The organism is Planktotalea sp. (assembly GCF_049680325.1).
Lineage (GTDB): Bacteria > Pseudomonadota > Alphaproteobacteria > Rhodobacterales > Rhodobacteraceae > Planktotalea.
Genome location: NZ_JBAUHO010000359.1, coordinates 16,027 through 34,163 on the forward strand (window position 1 = coordinate 16,027; position 18,137 = coordinate 34,163).

An 18,137-nucleotide genomic window follows, 5' to 3' on the forward strand; every position below is an offset into this window, starting at 1 on the left:
CTTCTGGGCATAGCAACATGTGTCCTTGGCACTTATGTACGCAAGGGCGGCGGTCAAGTCTACTACACCGCCAAGTGACAGGAGAACCAGAAAGATGTGGTTATTTTTAGCCTTTTTGGCTGTGCCATTGATAGAAATTGCATTGTTCATACAGGTTGGCGGGGCAATTGGGCTGTGGTCAACGCTCGGGATTGTCATTTTGACGGCCGTAATCGGGACATATCTGGTTCGAACGCAGGGTGCCCTTGCGATGAATAATCTTCGCCGCTCTTTCGGAACACTGTCTGATCCGTCCGAACCTCTTGCCCATGGCGCAATGATTTTGGTGTCTGGCGCGCTTTTGCTGACGCCCGGTTTTTTCACCGACGCGGTCGGGTTTGCTTTGTTGATCCCCGCAGTGCGCTCTGCTGTGTTTCGCTATCTGAAAGCGCGCGTAAAGGTACAAAGCTTTGAAATGGGCGGCAGTCCACATCAAAGATCGCAAGGGCCGGACATCATTGACGGCGAATTCGAAGAAGTGCCACGCGATCCAAATGCTCCGCCCTCTGGATGGACCAAGCATTGAGGCCCGCGCGCCTTGCTGATAAGCACTGCGCCAAGTGAATATTTTAACCGGAGATTTCCAATGGCTGAGAACGAAACAGCGGCAGCGCCAGAAGCACCGCAAATCAAAATGAACATCCTCGCGCAGTTTATTCGCGATATGTCTTTTGAAAATATCCTCGCACAAAAAGGGATTCAGGGCGAAGTGAACCCAGACATTCAGGTTCAGGTGAACCTTGATGCGAAAAAGCGCGCGGCAGAGCACCAGTTTGATGTCATCACCAAGATCGAGATCAATTCAAAGGTGAAAGACACAGGCCAGCAGCTGTTCTTGCTAGAGCTTGAGTATGCAGGCGTGTTCCACATCGAAGGCGTGCCAGAAGATCAACTGCATCCGTTCTTGCTCATTGAATGCCCGCGTATGACATTCCCGTTTGTGCGTCGCATCGTATCTGACGTAACCCGCGACGGTGGGTTCCCGCCGCTGAACCTTGAGAACATCGACTTCGTTTCGCTGTACCGTAGCGAAATTGGTCGTCGTCAAGCAGAAGCAGCCGCGCAAGCGCAGCCTAATTAATCAAATTTTCGCCAAAGCGCACCATCGCCAAGTTTTTCAACGAAGGCCGCGTGCGCTTTGGCTTCTTCATCGGTGATCCGCGCTGCAAGCGGGGTAGGGCGCTGCGACGCGCGCCAGTTTTCTTCCGAGCCACCGCCCGAAGCATTGTTAGAACGCGCCAGAACAAGCCCGGGCTGTCGTCCCCCCAAAAGTTCCAGATAAACTTCCGCTAGAATTTCGGAATCGAGCAAAGCGCCGTGCAAGGTGCGGTTCGAGTTGTCGATGTTGAAGCGGCGGCACAGCGCATCCAATGACGCTGGCGAGCCGGGAAACTTCTTTCGTGCGATTGCAAGGGTATCCAGCGCTTGTTCCCATGGCAGTTGCGGCAGGTTAAGCCAGCCAAGTTCCGCGTTCAGAAATTTCATATCGAAAGCTGCGTTATGGATGACCAGCTTGTCCGTCTTCACAAAGTCCAGAAACTCTTGCGCGATATCCTTGAACACGGGTTTGTCGCGGAGAAAATCATCACCAAGGCCGTGCACTTCGAACGCCTCGTTCGGCATCGCCCGCTCGGGATTGATGTATTGATGGTAGGTGCGGCCCGTCGGCATCTGGTTGATTAACTCAACCGCACCGATTTCAACAATACGATCACCTTGCTGGGGGTCAAAACCCGTCGTTTCGGTATCCAGTACAAGTTCACGCATTGGCCAGCTTTGCCTTTATGTCTTCAACGATGGCCAGAACCTGCGCACGCGCATGATCTAGCGTATCTGTTTCGATCTCATACTCTGCTTTGCGCCGCTTTTCTTCAATGGGCAATTGTTTGGCGAGTATTTGCTCAAACTGCGCTTCGTTCATGGTGCCGCGATCCAGAACGCGCTGGCGCTGGGTTGCTACATCAACATAAACACAAGCCACCGCATCCATGCGTTTATCTCCACCGGTTTCAAACAGGAGTGGGATATCAAAGACCAGAATAGCCTTATTAGACTCTGATATGAAACGAGAGCGATCTTCGCCAACCAATGGATGTACGATTGTTTCGATCTGCCTCAGAGCGTTCGGATCTTGACCGATGATGTCGCGTAGCCTTTCACGGGAAACGGCATTTTCGACGATTGCTTCGGGAAACGCGTCGCCCATAGGCGCCACTGCGGCACCACCTATCGCATATAACCGGTGAACGGCGGCGTCCGCGTCCCAGACATCGCAACCCGCCTCTGCGAACATCTGCGCCGTTGTGGATTTGCCCATACCGATAGAGCCAGTCAGGCCTAGCTTGAAAGTCATCGCAGAACCGCCGCGCGCAGTTCTTCGTCGACCTCGGGGCGCAAGCCAAACCAACGTTCAAATGCCGGCACCGCCTGGTGCAAAAGCATGCCAAGTCCATCAACAGGCATTGCGCCCGCGTCAGTCGCTGCGCGCAGTAATTTGGTTTGCAATGGGGTGTAGACCAGATCGCTTACAACCATGCCCGGTTTAAGCGCATCAAGTGGTACACGCATTTCCGGTTTCCCAACCATGCCAAGCGATGTCGTATTCACCACAGTCGTCGCATCCTCCATCGCGTTGCCCGCTTGAACCCAATCAACCACAGTGATCGTTTTTCCAAACTCGGCGCGCAGTTGTTCCGCACGCTCTGGCGTTCTGTTCGTCAGGCGAATTTCGGGAACGCCAATGTCAATAAGAGATGCAAGAACAGCGCGCGCAGCGCCGCCGGCCCCGAATACCAGGGCTGGTCCGCCTTTCGGGTTCCACTTTGGCGCGTTTTGAACGAGGTTTTGCACAAAACCATAACCATCTGTGTTGTCGGCGTGAATCTTGCCGTCCTTGCGAAACACCAATGTATTCGCCGCGCCGATAAGTTTTGCGCGCTCTGTAACAAGATCAGCAAGCTGCAAAACCGCCTCTTTATGCGGGATGGTGACGTTAACACCAACAAAGCCAAGCGTGGGCAACATCTGAACAACGCGCTCCAGATCCTCTGGCGCGACATCAATCGGAACATAATGACCTTTGATTGCGTACTTCCGTAACCAGTGACCGTGTAGTTGCGGTGACTTTGAATGGGCAATCGGGTGACCAAGAACGGCCGCCAATGGAACCTTTGTTTCGCTCATTGCTGCAACTCCCCTTTGAGAGTGAGATAATTCACCAGTTCGATCAGTGGAAGCCCGAGAACTGTAAAATGGTTGCCCTCGACCTGCGCAAAAAGGCGAACACCTTCTGCTTCCAACTTGTAACAGCCAACGCAATGGCGAACGTCTTCCCAGTTGCGCGCCAGGTAATCATCAAGAAAGGCATCAGAAAATACACGCATCGTCAGCCGTGCCTGCCCGACGTGTCGCCAGATCGGTTTGCCATCCTCATATAGAACCGCAGCCGACAAGAGCGAATGGCGTTTACCGCGAAGTTCTTGGAGCTGTTCTTTGGCCTCTTCGACGCTGCGCGCTTTGGAAAAGAGCGTACCCTTGAGATCAAGCACCTGATCGCAGCCGAGCACCAAACGGCCAAAATGCTTTTCGCTGACGCGTCTCGCCTTCATCTCGGCCAAAGCATCAGCGATATCGCGCGGCGTTGCTTTTTCCGCAAGCATCGAATCACGCATCATGTCTTCATCGACTCGGGGCGCGATAACCTCGATCCTTAGTCCCGCATTTTCGAGCAATTCTCGACGCGTTTGCGAGCCAGAGGCTAAAATAAGAGGGGAAGACATGTGGATAATTCCGTGGATCAAGTTAAGGATTTGTTAAGAACCATTACTGAGCAACTCGGCGAGAGTTGGCAAGCATTGGACGAGTGACAAACGCCACATTGTTTCACGCTATTTCTTCCTCTGTGGATGAGGATAAGTTTTCTGCGAACAGCGCGTGGGTCGTTTGATATTGTTCAAAGATATGTCGGTGATTTTCCACACGCTATATATCACTAAGTATTTGTTTTTATACCATTATTTATGATCGTCCACAGGCTTGGATAGTTTGGACGAACCCGAAGCAATCGGCTAGAAAATGTGGACAAAAAAGTAATCCACAGAAATGGCGCTGCCTACTTAATCATCAACCTATAAATATATATATTTATTATAAGGAAGGATGGGTTCGTACCTGAACGATCCTTTCCTTGTGAAAACGATAGGCCGGATTTGACTCCAGAGCGCTAGGGCTGTAACTGATTGTCAACGCACACCCGTTCGGGACTATCGTGCCTTTCCTAATGACAAAGAATAAGCAGCGCTGAAAAAGCGATCTGCAAAAGGATTTTTCCATGTCTCAGAATTCACTGACGCTGGCCCAGTTGAAAGCACAAAGCCCAAAGAACCTTTTGGCGATGGCAGAAGAGCTGGAGATCGAAAACGCATCTACCATGCGTAAGGGCGAAATGATGTTCCAGATCCTGCGCGAACGCGCAGATGAAGGTTGGGAGATCATGGGCGACGGTGTTCTTGAGGTTCTTCAAGACGGTTTCGGTTTTCTGCGCTCGCCAGAGGCAAACTATCTACCCGGCCCTGACGATATCTATGTTTCGCCTGATATGATCCGTCAGTACTCATTGCGGACCGGCGATACAGTAGACGGCGTGATTAAGGCACCTGACGAGCAGGAGCGCTATTTTGCGCTTGTGAACGCCATGCAGATCAACTTCGAAGAGCCTGAAAAGGCCAAGCACAAGATTGCTTTCGATAACTTGACGCCTTTGTATCCTGACGAGCGTTTCAATCTGGAGATTGCAGATCCGACCATCAAAGACCGCTCGGCGCGGATCATTGATCTTGTTGCGCCGATTGGTAAAGGCCAGCGTTGCCTTATCGTCGCGCCGCCGCGGACTGGTAAAACAGTTCTGCTGCAGAACATCGCAGCGAGTATCGAAACTAATCATCCAGAGTGTTACCTGATCGTTCTACTGATCGACGAACGTCCTGAAGAAGTCACAGACATGCAGCGTTCCGTTAAGGGCGAGGTTGTGTCCTCTACCTTTGATGAACCGGCCACACGTCACGTCGCTGTCGCGGAAATGGTAATCGAAAAAGCCAAGCGTCTGGTCGAACATAAACGAGATGTTGTAATCTTGCTCGACTCTATCACTAGACTTGGTAGGGCCTTCAATACTGTGGTACCTTCATCAGGCAAGGTTCTAACAGGTGGTGTCGACGCGAATGCCTTGCAACGTCCCAAGCGTTTCTTTGGTGCGGCACGTAATATCGAAGAGGGTGGTTCGCTTACAATTATATCAACCGCGCTGATCGACACAGGATCGCGCATGGACGAGGTCATCTTCGAAGAATTCAAAGGTACGGGTAACTCGGAAATCGTTCTGGATCGCAAGATCTCTGACAAACGCGTGTTCCCGGCGATTGATATTCTCAAGTCCGGGACGCGTAAGGAAGACCTGCTTATCAATAAGGTCGATCTGCAAAAGACCTTTGTTCTGCGCCGTATCCTTAACCCGATGGGCACGACGGATGCGGTTGAATTCCTGATTGGAAAGCTGAAGCAGACCAAGAATAACGCGGAATTCTTCGATTCAATGAATACCTAACCTAGTTAGCGGGGCATGTGTCATGGACACGATTTTTGCTCTTGCCACTGCACATGGTAAGGCGGGCGTTTCTGTTGTCCGTATTTCTGGCGCGCTTGCTTGGGATGCGGGCCGCGCGTTGTGCGGTGATCTACCAGAAAGTCATAAAGCAGCGGTTCGCAATATGAAGGACTCCGAAGGGGTCTTGGTCGATCAAGCGCTTGTACTGCCGTTTGAAGGTGAGAAAAGTTTCACTGGTGAACCCGTTGTCGAGCTGCACCTCCATGGAAGCACCGCTATTGTTGCCCGTGTTATGGAACTGTTGAGCTTGTCGAATGGTCTGCGCCTTGCGGAGCCGGGCGAATTCACGCGGCGAGCGCTTGAGAACGGAAAGCTGGACTTGGCGCAGGTCGAAGGGCTTGCTGATTTGATTGACGCGGAAACGGAAGCGCAACGCCGACAGGCATTGCGTGTCCTCGCGGGCGAACTTGGGCGAACAGCGGAAGGGTGGCGAAGTCACCTCATTCGGGCAGCATCGCTTTTGGAAGCCACAATTGATTTCGCCGATGAAGATGTCCCGATGGATGTCACTCCAGAGGTGCGCGATCTTGTTACAAGAACGCGCATGGAGATTTCCAAAGAAGCTGAAAGCGTTAAAACGGCCGAGCGTATTCGTTCGGGGTTTGAGGTGGCGATTATCGGCGCTCCTAATGTTGGTAAGTCTACGCTTTTGAATGCGATCGCAGGTCGGGATGCTGCGATTACATCAGAATATGCAGGGACAACCCGTGATGTGATCGAGGTTAAGCTAGATCTGAATGGCCTTGCGGTGACGTTACTTGATACGGCTGGCTTGCGCGAAACAGAGGATTTTGTTGAACGTATCGGGATTGATAGGGCGATTGCCCGTGCCAAAGATGCGGATATGCGTGTGTTTCTTAAAGAGAACGCCGAAGATTCGCTGGCTTTTGACGCTTCCGAGGGCGATTTGGAAGTATTGGGTAAGGCGGACGCAAGGCCCATTTCCTCGGGCTTGAGCGTGTCGGGTAAGACGGGTGAGGGGGTTGATGCTCTTGTCTCAGCGATTTCTGATACTTTGTTGCGCCGCTCGGCGAGCGCCGGAGTTGCGACGCGCGAACGTCACCGTCAGGCGTTGCTCCTTTCCGAGCAATACTTAGGCGTTGCTTTGTCAGGACTTGAACAAGGCCCTGATTTTTATGACGTCGTGGCTGAGGATATGCGCAGCGCTATTCGTGCTTTGAACAGCCTGATAGGCCGTGTAGATGTTGAAAATCTGTTGGATGAAATCTTTGCCAGTTTTTGTCTTGGTAAGTGAAGGATGTTTCACGTGAAACAATCGAGATTTGATGTGGTCGTTATTGGCGGTGGTCATGCTGGCTGCGATGCGGCTCATGCTGCTGCGCGTATGGGCGCGACGACTGCGCTGGTCACTTTGAAAGAGGATGGCATCGGCGTGATGTCATGTAATCCCGCGATTGGCGGTTTGGGCAAAGGTCATCTTGTACGCGAGATTGACGCACTAGATGGCGTCATGGGTCGCGTTGCAGACAAGGCAGGTATCCAGTTTCGCCTTTTGAATCGACGAAAAGGCCCCGCTGTCCAAGGTCCGCGCGCACAATCTGATCGCGGCATCTATCGTGCTGAGATGCTTGATGAGATTAGAAAGCAACCGAATTTGGAGATCGTCGTAGGAGAGGCTACTGATTTCTTGATGGAAGGCACCCGCGTCGCGGGCGTTGTGCTTGGTGACGGAACCCAGCTTTCGGCTGGTGCGGTTATCTTGACGACAGGGACTTTTCTGCGCGGCGTGATTCATATCGGTGACGTTTCCAAGCCCGGTGGGCGTATGGGTGACAAACCGTCAATAAAACTGGCGGAAAGGATTGATAGTTTCAAGTTGCCTCTTGGTCGTTTGAAGACTGGTACGCCCCCACGCCTTGATGGTCGGACGATCAACTGGAGCATATTAGAAAGCCAGCCAGGTGATGAAGATCCGGTGCTATTCTCTTTTCTTTCCAAGGGAATAACCGCGCAGCAGGTGAATTGCGGCATCACCCATACCAATGAAAACACGCATAGAATTATCGCTGACAACCTTAAACGCAGCGCGATGTATGGCGGGCATATTGACGGTATAGGTCCGCGTTACTGCCCATCGATCGAAGACAAGGTTGTTCGGTTTGCGGATAAATCATCCCATCAAATATTTTTGGAGCCGGAGGGCGCGACGGATCACACTGTTTATCCAAACGGAATATCGACAAGTCTGCCCGAAGACGTTCAGCACGACTATGTTCATTCGATTGTGGGTTTGGAGGAAGCGGTCATTCTTCAGCCTGGATATGCAATCGAGTATGACTATATTGATCCGCGGGCTCTTGATTCCTGTCTAATGGTAAAGTCGGTCCCCGGTCTTTATCTTGCTGGGCAGATCAATGGTACAACTGGTTACGAAGAAGCAGCGGCTCAGGGCCTTGTTGCCGGGTTGAATGCCGCACTAAGCGTTCAAGAACGAGAGCCGGTCATTTTCAGCCGTACAAATAGCTATATCGGGGTGATGATTGATGATCTGACCACTCGTGGTGTTTCCGAGCCTTATCGTATGTTCACCTCGCGGGCGGAGTTCCGTCTCTCTTTGCGTGCGGACAACGCGGATCAACGGTTGACGCCTATGGGAATAGAGCTTGGCTGCGTAAGTTCTGAGCGTCAGGAAGCCTTTAACGACAAAAGCGCCAAGATTCACCACGTCGTTTCGGTTCTAAAGGCGAAATCGTTGACGCCAAAAGAGATTAACGCTGGTGGTGTTTCTGTCAATCAGGACGGTAATCGTCGTGATGGTGTGCAGGTCTTGGCGTTTCCGGATGTAAAGTTTGAGGATATCGTCCCCTTGTTTCCCGAGTTGAGTAGCACTGATAAAAGCATACGCGAACAAGTTGAGCGTGACTCGCTCTATTCGAATTACATTGAAAGACAGCAGAAAGACGTTGATGCCCTTCGTCGTGATGAAGCGCAAATCATCCCCAGTGACTTTTCTTATACGGACGTCGACAGCCTTTCTAACGAGTTGAAGCAAAAGCTAAGCCACATTCGGCCACAGAATCTCGCTCAGGCTGGTCGTATTGATGGAATGACGCCTGCCGCATTAACGTTGCTGCTTGCTAAGCTGCGTCAAAGAAAGCGCGCATAGATGGATCTTAATGTAGGCTCTCTCACTGTTTCACGTGAAACAATGGATCGCTTGACGATCTACGCTGAATTGCTCGAAAAGTGGAATCCCAAGATAAACTTGGTTTCACGCACAACTTTGAGCGATTTGTGGACGCGTCACATCGTTGATTCAGCACAGCTTTTTGTTCTTGCACCTGATGGTGTGACGCAATGGGTTGATCTTGGTAGCGGGGGCGGCTTTCCTGGTTTGGTCATTGCGATCCTTGCGCAGGAGTTTCGTCCTGATTTGAATGTTACCCTTGTCGAAAGCGATCAAAGGAAATGCGCATTTCTGCGCACTGTTTCACGTGAAACAAATTGCAACACGACTGTAATAGCGAAACGAATTGAAGAAATTGACCCGTTGAGCGCTGAAGTCCTCTCGGCACGCGCCTTGGCAGACCTGACGGCGCTATTGGGGTTCGCTGATCGACATCTATCCGAAAGTGGAATCTGCTTGTTTCCAAAGGGCCTCACTTGGGAAAAAGAAGTGGAAGCAGCCCGCAGCTTATGGAAGTTCGATGCAGAAGCGATTAATAGTGAAACCCAAGAAGATACCGTAATTTTGCGAATAAACGAGATCGAGCATGCATGACCCTACCCGTTCAAACGACACCAAAATCGTAGCAGTCGTGAACCAGAAAGGCGGGGTAGGCAAAACGACAACGACAATTAACTTGGCGGCTGCACTGGTTGCAGAAGGCTTGCGCGTTTTGATTATCGATCTTGACCCACAAGGGAATGCATCGACGGGTCTTGGTATCGACGCTGCTGCGCGTGAGCTTACAACATACGAACTTTTGCTCGAGGAAATCGCGCTTGGCGATGTTATTCAAAAGACGCAAACCGAAGGTCTGATGATCGTTCCGGCGACGGTTGATCTAAGTTCTGCCGATATTGAGTTGATGGCTAATGAGAAGCGCAGCTTTCTTTTGCATGACGCGCTGCGGCAGCCCTTGATGGATGACTATGATTTCGACTTTATCCTAATTGATTGCCCGCCCTCGCTGAACCTGCTTACTGTGAACGCTATGGTTGCCGCGCATTCCGTATTGGTTCCTTTGCAAAGCGAATTTTTCGCTTTGGAAGGTCTTTCGCAGCTGATGCTGTCGATAAGAGAGGTTCGTCAATCGGCTAACCCCAACCTGCGTATTGAGGGTGTTGTTTTGACGATGTTTGATTCTCGTAATAACCTGTCCCAGCAGGTTGAGAACGACGCGCGCGAGAACCTTGGGGAAATCGTGTTCAGGACAAAGATCCCGCGAAATGTGCGTGTGAGCGAGGCACCGTCGTTTGCGATGCCCGTGCTTGATTATGATCCGGCGTCCAAGGGCGCACAAGCTTACCGTGATTTGGCGCGTGAAGTGATCGAAAAGAACCCAAAGATTTTAGCGTAAAAGGACAAAGACATGGCCGATGTAAAGAAAAACCGTGGTTTGGGGCGTGGATTGTCCGCGCTTATGGCCGACGTTGGAACAGAGCCTTCGCGCACGACATCGACTCCTTCGCGTCCTGATATGATTGTTCCTATTGAACGGGTTTTTCCCAACCCGGATCAGCCGCGTCGCAGCTTTACCGAAGATCAGTTGAAAGAACTCTCTGCATCGATCAAGGCGAAGGGCATTATTCAACCTCTCATCGTGCGCGCACGATCTTCAGGTAAGGGCGATTATGAGATCGTTGCCGGCGAACGCCGCTGGCGCGCCGCGCAGATGGCTCAGCTACACGAGATTCCAGTCCTTATTCGTGAGTTCACAGATACAGAAGTTCTGGAAGTCGCGATTATCGAAAACATCCAGCGCGCTGATCTTAACCCTGTCGAAGAGGCGATGGGCTATCGCCAGTTGATGGATAAGTTCGGGCACACCCAAGAAAAACTGGCCGAGGAATTGGGCAAAAGCCGTAGCTACCTCGCTAACTTGATGCGCCTTTTGCAATTGCCAAACGATGTTCAGGATCTTCTGGTTGAAGGAAAGTTGTCTGCTGGCCATGCGCGCGCGCTTATTACGTCCGACGATCCGTCAGCGTTGGCGAAACAGGTCGTTGCAGGCGGGCTATCCGTTCGCGCAACTGAGGCGCTGACAAAGAAGAAACCAGACACTGATAACGCGAAAAAGGCCAATTCTGGGGGTGGCGCGTCTGAAAAGGATGCGGACACCAAGGCACTTGAGGGTGACCTTTCGGCAGCGATTGGCATGCCGGTTACAATTTCTCATAAGCCAGGTGGCGAAGCAGGTCAGATTTCAATCAAATACGTATCTTTGGATCAGCTCGATGAAATTTGCCGTATCCTGAGCCTTAGCTAGAACAAGAGCTCAGTAATCACGGAATTAAGAAGCAGGCGACCCCTTGGGGTCGTCAGCAATTGATCGTTAAGAAGGTCAATCAAGTCGTATTCAAGAAGGGTCGCAAGTGCTGTCCTATCTAGAGGGCGACCAGCTAACGCTTCAACACGCGAAACAGAGATGCCTTCGCTGATACGCAGACCCATCATCAGATACTCGTTGGCTTGATCGAGATCGCTTAGACCGTTTCGCAATTTTTCGCCCTGAGCATTTTTCGCGCGTTCCAGCCATGCGTTTGGCATCTTGTAGTGTTCAGTTGCAAAGCGTTGCCCATCAATTGTCAGGCGACCATGAGCACCCGGGCCAATGCCAAGGTAATCCCCATAGCGCCAGTAGATAAGATTATGTCGCGATTCTGCTCCGACCTTCGCATAATTGGACACTTCATAGGCGATTAAACCGGCTCTCTCGCAGAGCTCGTTTGTGATATCGTACATATCTGCCGCGAGATCCTCGACAGGAAGCCCTCTGAGGCCGCCTTTTTCGTATCTATCCGAAAAAGCCGTGCCTTTTTCGATAGTTAGCTGATAAAGGGATAGATGATCGATTGCCAAAGAAAGGGCTTCATTCAGCTCTGATTTCCAGCTTTCGAGAGTTTGGTCCTGTCTCGCGTAAATCAAATCGAAACTGACCCGTTCGAACACATCGCGTGCGATGTCGAAGGCGGCAATTGCCTCTTCCACTGAGTGAATGCGCCCCAGCCGTTTTAGGTCGCGATCGTTGAGCGCTTGCACCCCCATCGAAATGCGGCTGACGCCACCGTCAGCATATCCGCGAAACCGCCCTGCTTCTACAGAGCCGGGGTTCGCCTCAAGCGTGATCTCCGGATCGTTGGACATCGGCCAATGTTTGCGAATGCGCTCGATGATCGCGGCGACGGTATCGGGGTGCATTAGGCTAGGTGTGCCACCGCCGAAGAAAACAGAGGTGACGACACGGTTTGGAATTTGGCCAGCGGCGTGATCGAGTTCGGCAAGATAACCAGCCAGCCAGCGGGTTTCGTCTATTTCACGTGAAACGTGGGAATTGAAATCGCAATAAGGGCACTTTGCCTGACAGAACGGCCAATGCACATAAATGCCAAAGCCGCCATTTTGCCAATCAGCGCTCAAAGCAACCCTTCACCAATTTCGCGAAAGCATCCGCTCGGTGGCTTATCTGGTTCTTCTGTTCGAACGGCATTTCGCCAAATGTGATGTCATAGCCGTCCGGCATAAACATTGGATCATAGCCATGCCCAACAGACCCGCGCATAGGCCAGACAAGCGTTCCGTTCACCTTTCCAACAAAGACCTCGTCGTGTCCATCGGGCCAGGCAAGCACAAGGGTGGAGCAAAAGCGAGCTTTGCGCGGATGCGGGGCGTTAACCGCTTCTAGTTTGTTGTGGGTCTTGGTCATCGCCATGACGAAATCGCGCCCGTTCGGCGTTTCTGCCCAGTCAGCGGTGTAGACCCCGGGTTCATTGTTCAACGCTTCGACTTCGATACCGCTGTCGTCGGAAAGCGCGGGCAAGCCCGTCGCTTTCACGGCGGCGTGGGCCTTGATCCGCGCATTACCAATGAAATTATCTTCGGTTTCAATTGGCTCTGGCAGATTCTTCTCCGCTGCGCCAACGACGCTCACCCCGAAAGGGGCAAGCAATTCGCGCATCTCTTCCAGCTTGCCCGCGTTGTGCGTAGCTATCAAAAGCGTGCTGTCTGTGAACTTTCTGCTCATGCGGTCGCGGCCAACTGCATCGCGGATAGTTCTGCAACGCCCTTTTCGGCTAGATCGATCAGCTTGTTCATTTGTTCGCGTGAATATGTGCTGCCTTCGGCGCTCATTTGCACTTCGATCATCTGGCCGTTTGCCAACATGATGAAGTTACCATCAACGCCCGCTTCACCGTCCTCTGGATAATCCAGATCAAGCACGGGCTGACCCGCATAAATGCCGCAAGAAATCGCAGAGACGGGGCTAACAAGCGGGTCGGAAAGAACATCGCCCGCTTTGATAAGCTTGTTCACAGCCAGTTTCAAAGCAACCCATCCGCCTGTGATAGAGGCACAGCGCGTCCCGCCATCGGCTTGAATAACGTCGCAATCGACGGTGATCTGACGTTCGCCCAAGGCAACACGATCCACGCCCGCGCGCAAAGAACGCCCAATTAGTCGCTGAATTTCGACTGTTCGACCGCCCTGTTTGCCAGCAGTCGCTTCGCGGCGCATGCGCGACGTCGTAGAGCGGGGTAGCATGCCGTATTCAGCAGTGACCCAACCCAGCCCGGAGCCTTTGATAAAGGGCGGAACGCGATCTTCGATGGTTGCCGTGCAAAGCACATGGGTGTCACCCATTTTTATCATGCAAGAGCCTTCAGCATGTTTCGTCACATTTGTTTCAATCGAAACAGCGCGCATTTCGTCCAATTTACGTCCAGAGGGTCGCATAAGATATCCTTTCAGTTTGGCAATGGGATACAGGGGTGACTTACATATGCGCAACCCCGATTGACCTTTGCCGATTTGGACGGTCTTAATAGCGCGTCTAGAATGGATTAGGGTATGCAGGACGGACCGCAAATACTCGCAGAAATGAATGATCGCTCGCGCGAGGTTTTTCGACAGATTGTCGAGGGATATCTCGCGAATGGCGAGCCTGTGGGTTCACGGACACTGACGCGCAGTCTGTCCGAAAAAGTCAGCGCTGCGACGATCCGCAATGTGATGCAGGATCTGGAGTTTCTTGGTTTACTCGGCAGCCCCCATGTCAGCGCGGGACGTGTCCCGACGCAAAAAGGTTTGCGGATGTTCGTCGATGGTCTGCTGGAAGTGGGCGATTTGAATAATGATGATCGGGACAAGATCAACTCTACCGTCGGAAACGGATCGGACGTGGGTGATCTGCTTGATCGCGTTGGCTCGGCGTTATCGGGTGTCACTCGGGGCGCGTCGCTGGTTCTTACGCCAAAGCATGAGGCACCGATCAAGCACATCGAATTTGTATCGCTTTCTAAGGAACGCGCGTTGGTCGTGTTGGTTTTTGCGGACGGTCATGTTGAAAACCGATTGTTCACGCCGCCGCCCGGACAAACGCCCAGTTCCATGCGTGAGGCCGCAAATTTTCTGAATGCCCTGATGGAGGGGCGCACGTTAAGCGAGCTGCAAACCGTCATCCGACGCGAAATTAAGGCGCGGCGTCAAGAAATAGACGTTCTGGCCCGCGATCTGATAGATAGCGGTCTGGCGGTTTGGGAAAATGAAGGCGAACATCACGAGCGTTTGATCGTGCGCGGTCGTTCGAATCTTCTTGCAGGAGAGGCCCCGGAAGAAGAGCTGGAGCGCATCCGGACGTTGTTTGACGACCTCGAACGCAAGCGCGATATCGCCGACTTTCTTGAGTTGACCCAAGATGGCGACGGTGTGCGCATTTTTATTGGCTCTGAGAACAAACTTTTCTCACTTTCGGGTTCCTCTTTGGTCGTTTCTCCTTATATGAACGCTGATCGAAAAATTATTGGTGCTGTTGGGGTTATAGGTCCGACCCGTTTGAACTATGGACGGATCGTTCCAATTGTAGATTACACGGCACAACTGGTTGGGAAGCTGATTTCCGACCGGAGTTAGAGGTAGAGAAATGGCTGAGCGTAACGAAAACGAATTTCTGGATGATCTGGACGCGCTAGAGGCGGAGTTCGATGAAGCGGAAGAGGCTGAACCCACAGAGGAAGAGCTGGCCGCAGATCAATTGGCTGTAGTGACCGCAGAGCGCGACGAATTCAAAGACCGCTTCATGCGCGCACTTGCCGATGCGGAGAACTCGCGCAAGCGTTCCGAGCGTGATCGCAAAGAGGCAGAGAATTATGGCGGCTCCAAATTGGCCCGCGATTTGCTGCCTGTTTATGACAACATGAAACGCGCGCTGGAATCGGCGACAGACGAGCAGCGCGAAGTGTCCGCTGCGCTGATCGAAGGTGTTGAGCTGACGATGCGCGAACTGGTGAATGTCTTTGGCAAGCATGGCATCGTTCCTGTATCGCCCGAAGTCGGCGACAAGTTTGACCCACAAGTGCATCAGGCAATGTTTGAAGCGCCTGTTCCGGGTACCAAAGCTGGCGAAATTATTCAGGTCGCTGCCGAAGGTTTCATGCTGCATGACCGTCTACTGCGGCCCGCGCAAGTTGGGGTAAGCTCTACGCCCGGTTAAGCGGTTTGTTTGAGTTTATTGGCAAAATGAAGAGAGGCGTTGCGATTAGTTTTGCGAAGCCTCTTTCAATTTATAGAGAAGATCGAGCGCCTCTTTCGCGGTGAGATCATCAGGATAGATATCCGCGAGCATGTCTATTGCAGGTGACGGTTTGATCTGAACTGGTGGCGGTGGTGGGGCGGCCGAAAACAGAGGTAAGTCGTCGATGACTGCTTTTTGCCCGCCACCTTCACGTTCGCCCTTTTCCAGGGCATCAAGGACAATGCGCGCGCGCTCAACGACCGCGGCGGGAAGGCCGGCGAGCTTGGCGACCTGAACACCGTAACTACGGTCTGCCGCACCCTTGATGACTTCATGTAGAAAAATCACGTCACCCTCCCATTCGCGCACTGAGACTGTCGCGTTCTCGGCACCGTCAAGTTTGGCGGTAAGGTTGGTAAGTTCATGATAGTGCGTGGCGAACAAAGCGCGGGATTTGTTTACGTCGTGAAGATGTTCAAGCGTCGCCCAGGCGATTGAAAGGCCATCATACGTTGCCGTGCCGCGTCCGATTTCATCGAGAATAACCAGCGCGTGCGCGTCGGCCTGATTGAGGATTGCAGCAGTTTCGACCATTTCGACCATAAAGGTAGAGCGCCCCCGCGCGAGATCATCGGACGCTCCGACGCGGCTGAACAATTGGCTGACGATACCGATATGCGCTTCGCTGGCGGGGACAAAACTACCCATTTGCGCGAGAACAGCGATGAGAGCATTCTGGCGCAGAAATGTCGATTTACCCGCCATGTTCGGACCGGTGAGAAGCCAGATTGCCGCCCCGTCGCCATCATCGGCGAGATCGCAATTGTTTGCTATGAACGGCGCGCCGCCCTGATTGCGAAGCGCCTGTTCAACCACCGGGTGGCGGCCACCCGTAATCAAGAAGGTGCGGCTGGCATCTACTTTGGGTGCGCTCCAATCCTCGGAACGGGCAAGAGCGGCAAGAGCGGCGTTCAGATCGATCTCAGCTAGGGCGCGCGCGGTGTTAGAGATTTCGGCGGCCTTGGCCAATATCGCCTTTGTTAGAGCCTGATAGTGGCGCTTTTCGATTTCCAGCGCATGATTTCCAGCGTTCAGAATTTTGGTTTCGATCTCGGATAGATCGACGGTGGTAAATCGGACCTGATTGGCGGTGGTTTGACGGTGGATGAATACCTCGTTCAGCGGCGGCGCGAGCATTTTCTCCGCATGGGTCGCTGTCGTTTCGATGAAATAGCCAAGCACATTGTTGTGTTTGATCTTCAACGAGCTGACGCCTGAAATTTCTGCGTAATTCCTTTGCATAGAAGCGATCACGCTGCGACCCTCGTCGCGCAGCGCACGTGTGTCATCGAGTTCGGAATCAAACCCGCTTGCGATGAATCCTCCGTCACGGGCGAGAAGGGGAGGTTCGGCGACAAGTGCGTCGCCCAGCAGCGTTACAATCTCATTGTGACCGCCGAGGGCGTTCAAGCTTATGCTCAAAAGCTCGGGCGCGTTTCCCAGACCTGTGGTCGCAATCATTTCTGCCTGCTCAAGGCCGTTGCGAATGGCAGCAATGTCGCGCGGACCACCTCGATCAAGGGAAAGGCGGGACAAGGCGCGATCCAGATCGGGAACTTTGCGCAGTGCAGCACGCAAGTCTTCGGTTGCCCGGGTGTTTTCAAACAGCCAGCCGACAGCATCCAAACGCGCGTTGATCGTGTTCAAATCTCGCGATGGGCTGGACAGGCGACGCTCTAAAAGGCGCCCGCCGCCCGCAGTAACGGTACGATCTATCACAGATAGTAATGATCCGGCGCGGCCACCATTCAGGCTATGGGTGAGTTCCAGATTTCGACGTGTGGCAGCGTCGATCTGCATTGTGCCACCGCTGCTTTCCTTCTGTGGTGGGCGCAGAAGCGGCAGCTTTCCTTTCTGTGTAATCTCAAGATATTCGATCAGCGCGCTCATGGCGGAAATTTCGGGGCGCGTGAATTCGCCGAAGGCATCCAGAGAGGCAATCTGGAAGACATCGCAAATACGCTTTTCCCCTTGGGCGCTGTCAAAAGCACCTGGCGAAAGCGGCGAGATCGAAGCGCCAGATTCAGAGACTAAGTTGAGAGTTTCGGCATCAGATCCATCAGATAAGATCACTTCGCTTGGGGCGAGGCGGGCAAGTTCGGGGGATAGGCGAACTGCACTAAGCGGCATGACGTGAAAGGCCCCCGTGGACATATCCGCCCAGGCAAGCGCGCCGTCGCCGCGCACATCAGCGAAAGCGGCCAGATAGTTATGCCGACGCGCGTCTAACAGGCTTTCTTCAGTCAGCGTTCCGGGCGTGACAAGGCGCACCACCTCGCGGCGGACCACGGATTTTCCACCCCGCTTTTTGGCTTCGGCGGGGCTTTCCATTTGCTCGCAGACAGCGACGCGGAAACCCTTTCGAATGAGCGTAAGTAAATACCCTTCGGCGGCGTGATACGGAACGCCGCACATCGGAATTTCAGTGCCTTCATGTTTGCCACGTTTGGTAAGCGCGATGTCGAGCGCCTCTGACGCGGCTACGGCGTCGTCGAAAAACAGCTCGTAAAAGTCCCCCATGCGGTAAAAAAGAAGGGCCTCGGGGTAGTCTTCTTTGATCTTCAAGAACTGCGCCATCATGGGCGTAACGGTGGGTTTTGTGGCAGTCATATGTGTCCCCTGGTCTTGCGCGTAGACTAGCGGCGCAATGACTGCGACGAAAGGCGAAAACCATTGGGAGT

The 18,137-nt window shown here is 52.8% G+C and carries 18 protein-coding genes; 10 read left to right on the plus strand and 8 right to left on the minus strand.

Features of this window, described 5'->3' with window-relative positions:
- The first annotated feature begins 94 nt into the window (after positions 1-94).
- Together WBC85_RS15960 and secB are read left to right on the plus strand one after the other, a co-directional pair.
- Positions 95-565 (plus strand): FxsA family protein, encoded by a 471-nt coding sequence (locus WBC85_RS15960; RefSeq protein WP_424439543.1) that lies wholly within the window; start codon positions 95-97, stop codon positions 563-565.
- A 60-nt stretch (positions 566-625) separates the two neighbouring features.
- A complete protein-coding gene (gene secB / locus WBC85_RS15965) occupies positions 626-1,120 on the plus strand; it encodes a protein-export chaperone SecB (protein ID WP_424439546.1) in 495 nt (164 codons plus the stop codon).
- On the opposite strand, the gene dnaQ is transcribed toward secB, so the two are convergent.
- From dnaQ to WBC85_RS15985, 4 genes are read right to left on the minus strand one after another with little or no spacing between them, the layout of a single operon-like run.
- Positions 1,117-1,806 carry a DNA polymerase III subunit epsilon gene (dnaQ, locus tag WBC85_RS15970; RefSeq protein WP_424439549.1) on the minus strand — a complete coding sequence of 230 codons (690 nt, stop codon included), beginning with the start codon at positions 1,804-1,806 and terminating at the stop codon, positions 1,117-1,119. The genes secB and dnaQ overlap by 4 nt on opposite strands.
- Complete coding sequence (gene coaE / locus WBC85_RS15975) at positions 1,799-2,392, minus strand: dephospho-CoA kinase (RefSeq protein ID WP_424439552.1); 594 nt, start codon at positions 2,390-2,392, stop codon at positions 1,799-1,801. Before coaE ends, dnaQ begins: the two co-directional genes overlap by 8 nt.
- Positions 2,389-3,222, minus strand: coding sequence for a shikimate dehydrogenase (locus tag WBC85_RS15980; RefSeq protein WP_424439555.1), 834 nt, complete (start codon positions 3,220-3,222; stop codon positions 2,389-2,391). Before WBC85_RS15980 ends, coaE begins: the two co-directional genes overlap by 4 nt.
- Complete coding sequence (locus WBC85_RS15985; protein ID WP_424439558.1) at positions 3,219-3,818, minus strand: Maf family protein; 600 nt, start codon at positions 3,816-3,818, stop codon at positions 3,219-3,221. The genes WBC85_RS15980 and WBC85_RS15985 overlap by 4 nt, the downstream gene beginning before the upstream one ends.
- 551 nt (positions 3,819-4,369) lie before the next feature.
- Here WBC85_RS15985 and rho point away from each other — a divergent pair.
- The 6 genes from rho to WBC85_RS16015 are packed head-to-tail and all read left to right on the plus strand — an operon-like array spanning position 4,370 to position 11,154.
- On the plus strand, positions 4,370-5,641 hold the full coding sequence (gene rho, locus WBC85_RS15990) for a transcription termination factor Rho (protein ID WP_424439561.1): 1,272 nt from the start codon (positions 4,370-4,372) through the stop codon (positions 5,639-5,641).
- Between the two features lie 22 nt (positions 5,642-5,663).
- Positions 5,664-6,956 carry a tRNA uridine-5-carboxymethylaminomethyl(34) synthesis GTPase MnmE gene (gene mnmE / locus WBC85_RS15995; protein ID WP_424439564.1) on the plus strand — a complete coding sequence of 431 codons (1,293 nt, stop codon included), beginning with the start codon at positions 5,664-5,666 and terminating at the stop codon, positions 6,954-6,956.
- Between the two features lie 3 nt (positions 6,957-6,959).
- The gene (gene mnmG, locus WBC85_RS16000) at positions 6,960-8,828 is read left to right on the plus strand and encodes a tRNA uridine-5-carboxymethylaminomethyl(34) synthesis enzyme MnmG (protein WP_424439566.1); all 1,869 of its coding nucleotides are present in this window, start codon (positions 6,960-6,962) and stop codon (positions 8,826-8,828) included.
- Positions 8,829-9,443 carry a 16S rRNA (guanine(527)-N(7))-methyltransferase RsmG gene (rsmG, locus tag WBC85_RS16005; protein WP_424439569.1) on the plus strand — a complete coding sequence of 205 codons (615 nt, stop codon included), beginning with the start codon at positions 8,829-8,831 and terminating at the stop codon, positions 9,441-9,443.
- The gene (locus WBC85_RS16010; protein WP_424439572.1) at positions 9,436-10,245 is read left to right on the plus strand and encodes a ParA family protein; all 810 of its coding nucleotides are present in this window, start codon (positions 9,436-9,438) and stop codon (positions 10,243-10,245) included. The genes rsmG and WBC85_RS16010 overlap by 8 nt, the downstream gene beginning before the upstream one ends.
- 12 nt (positions 10,246-10,257) lie before the next feature.
- On the plus strand, positions 10,258-11,154 hold the full coding sequence (locus tag WBC85_RS16015) for a ParB/RepB/Spo0J family partition protein (protein WP_424439575.1): 897 nt from the start codon (positions 10,258-10,260) through the stop codon (positions 11,152-11,154).
- On the opposite strand, the gene hemW is transcribed toward WBC85_RS16015, so the two are convergent.
- The 3 genes from hemW to rph are packed head-to-tail and all read right to left on the minus strand — an operon-like array spanning position 11,151 to position 13,619.
- Positions 11,151-12,305 carry a radical SAM family heme chaperone HemW gene (gene hemW / locus WBC85_RS16020; protein WP_424439578.1) on the minus strand — a complete coding sequence of 385 codons (1,155 nt, stop codon included), beginning with the start codon at positions 12,303-12,305 and terminating at the stop codon, positions 11,151-11,153. The two genes, WBC85_RS16015 and hemW, sit on opposite strands and share 4 nt — an antisense overlap.
- On the minus strand, positions 12,295-12,909 hold the full coding sequence (rdgB, locus tag WBC85_RS16025) for an RdgB/HAM1 family non-canonical purine NTP pyrophosphatase (protein WP_424439581.1): 615 nt from the start codon (positions 12,907-12,909) through the stop codon (positions 12,295-12,297). Before rdgB ends, hemW begins: the two co-directional genes overlap by 11 nt.
- Complete coding sequence (gene rph / locus WBC85_RS16030; protein WP_424439584.1) at positions 12,906-13,619, minus strand: ribonuclease PH; 714 nt, start codon at positions 13,617-13,619, stop codon at positions 12,906-12,908. Before rph ends, rdgB begins: the two co-directional genes overlap by 4 nt.
- A gap of 114 nt (positions 13,620-13,733) precedes the next feature.
- Here rph and hrcA point away from each other — a divergent pair, with 114 nt between their 5' ends.
- The gene (hrcA, locus tag WBC85_RS16035; protein ID WP_424439587.1) at positions 13,734-14,795 is read left to right on the plus strand and encodes a heat-inducible transcriptional repressor HrcA; all 1,062 of its coding nucleotides are present in this window, start codon (positions 13,734-13,736) and stop codon (positions 14,793-14,795) included.
- A 10-nt stretch (positions 14,796-14,805) separates the two neighbouring features.
- Positions 14,806-15,375, plus strand: a complete 570-nt coding sequence (locus tag WBC85_RS16040; RefSeq protein WP_424439590.1) for a nucleotide exchange factor GrpE — start codon at positions 14,806-14,808, stop codon at positions 15,373-15,375.
- Between the two features lie 45 nt (positions 15,376-15,420).
- On the opposite strand, the gene mutS is transcribed toward WBC85_RS16040, so the two are convergent.
- Positions 15,421-18,036, minus strand: a complete 2,616-nt coding sequence (mutS, locus tag WBC85_RS16045; protein ID WP_424439710.1) for a DNA mismatch repair protein MutS — start codon at positions 18,034-18,036, stop codon at positions 15,421-15,423.
- Positions 18,037-18,137 lie beyond the last annotated feature (101 nt).

What these genes read in the sequence shown, in the direction of transcription:
- WBC85_RS16010 (WP_424439572.1), top strand. Translation starts at nt 9,436, where the DNA reads ATGCATGACCCTACCCGTTCAAACGACACCAAAATCGTAGCAGTCGTG.
- dnaQ (WP_424439549.1), bottom strand. Translation starts at nt 1,806, where the DNA reads ATGCGTGAACTTGTACTGGATACCGAAACGACGGGTTTTGACCCCCAG.
- secB (WP_424439546.1), top strand. Translation starts at nt 626, where the DNA reads ATGGCTGAGAACGAAACAGCGGCAGCGCCAGAAGCACCGCAAATCAAA.
- mutS (WP_424439710.1), bottom strand. Translation starts at nt 18,036, where the DNA reads ATGATGGCGCAGTTCTTGAAGATCAAAGAAGACTACCCCGAGGCCCTT.
- mnmG (WP_424439566.1), top strand. Translation starts at nt 6,960, where the DNA reads ATGTTTCACGTGAAACAATCGAGATTTGATGTGGTCGTTATTGGCGGT.
- hrcA (WP_424439587.1), top strand. Translation starts at nt 13,734, where the DNA reads ATGCAGGACGGACCGCAAATACTCGCAGAAATGAATGATCGCTCGCGC.
- WBC85_RS16040 (WP_424439590.1), top strand. Translation starts at nt 14,806, where the DNA reads ATGGCTGAGCGTAACGAAAACGAATTTCTGGATGATCTGGACGCGCTA.
- rph (WP_424439584.1), bottom strand. Translation starts at nt 13,619, where the DNA reads ATGCGACCCTCTGGACGTAAATTGGACGAAATGCGCGCTGTTTCGATT.
- coaE (WP_424439552.1), bottom strand. Translation starts at nt 2,392, where the DNA reads ATGACTTTCAAGCTAGGCCTGACTGGCTCTATCGGTATGGGCAAATCC.
- mnmE (WP_424439564.1), top strand. Translation starts at nt 5,664, where the DNA reads ATGGACACGATTTTTGCTCTTGCCACTGCACATGGTAAGGCGGGCGTT.
- WBC85_RS16015 (WP_424439575.1), top strand. Translation starts at nt 10,258, where the DNA reads ATGGCCGATGTAAAGAAAAACCGTGGTTTGGGGCGTGGATTGTCCGCG.
- WBC85_RS15980 (WP_424439555.1), bottom strand. Translation starts at nt 3,222, where the DNA reads ATGAGCGAAACAAAGGTTCCATTGGCGGCCGTTCTTGGTCACCCGATT.
- rdgB (WP_424439581.1), bottom strand. Translation starts at nt 12,909, where the DNA reads ATGAGCAGAAAGTTCACAGACAGCACGCTTTTGATAGCTACGCACAAC.
- rho (WP_424439561.1), top strand. Translation starts at nt 4,370, where the DNA reads ATGTCTCAGAATTCACTGACGCTGGCCCAGTTGAAAGCACAAAGCCCA.
- WBC85_RS15985 (WP_424439558.1), bottom strand. Translation starts at nt 3,818, where the DNA reads ATGTCTTCCCCTCTTATTTTAGCCTCTGGCTCGCAAACGCGTCGAGAA.
- rsmG (WP_424439569.1), top strand. Translation starts at nt 8,829, where the DNA reads ATGGATCTTAATGTAGGCTCTCTCACTGTTTCACGTGAAACAATGGAT.
- WBC85_RS15960 (WP_424439543.1), top strand. Translation starts at nt 95, where the DNA reads ATGTGGTTATTTTTAGCCTTTTTGGCTGTGCCATTGATAGAAATTGCA.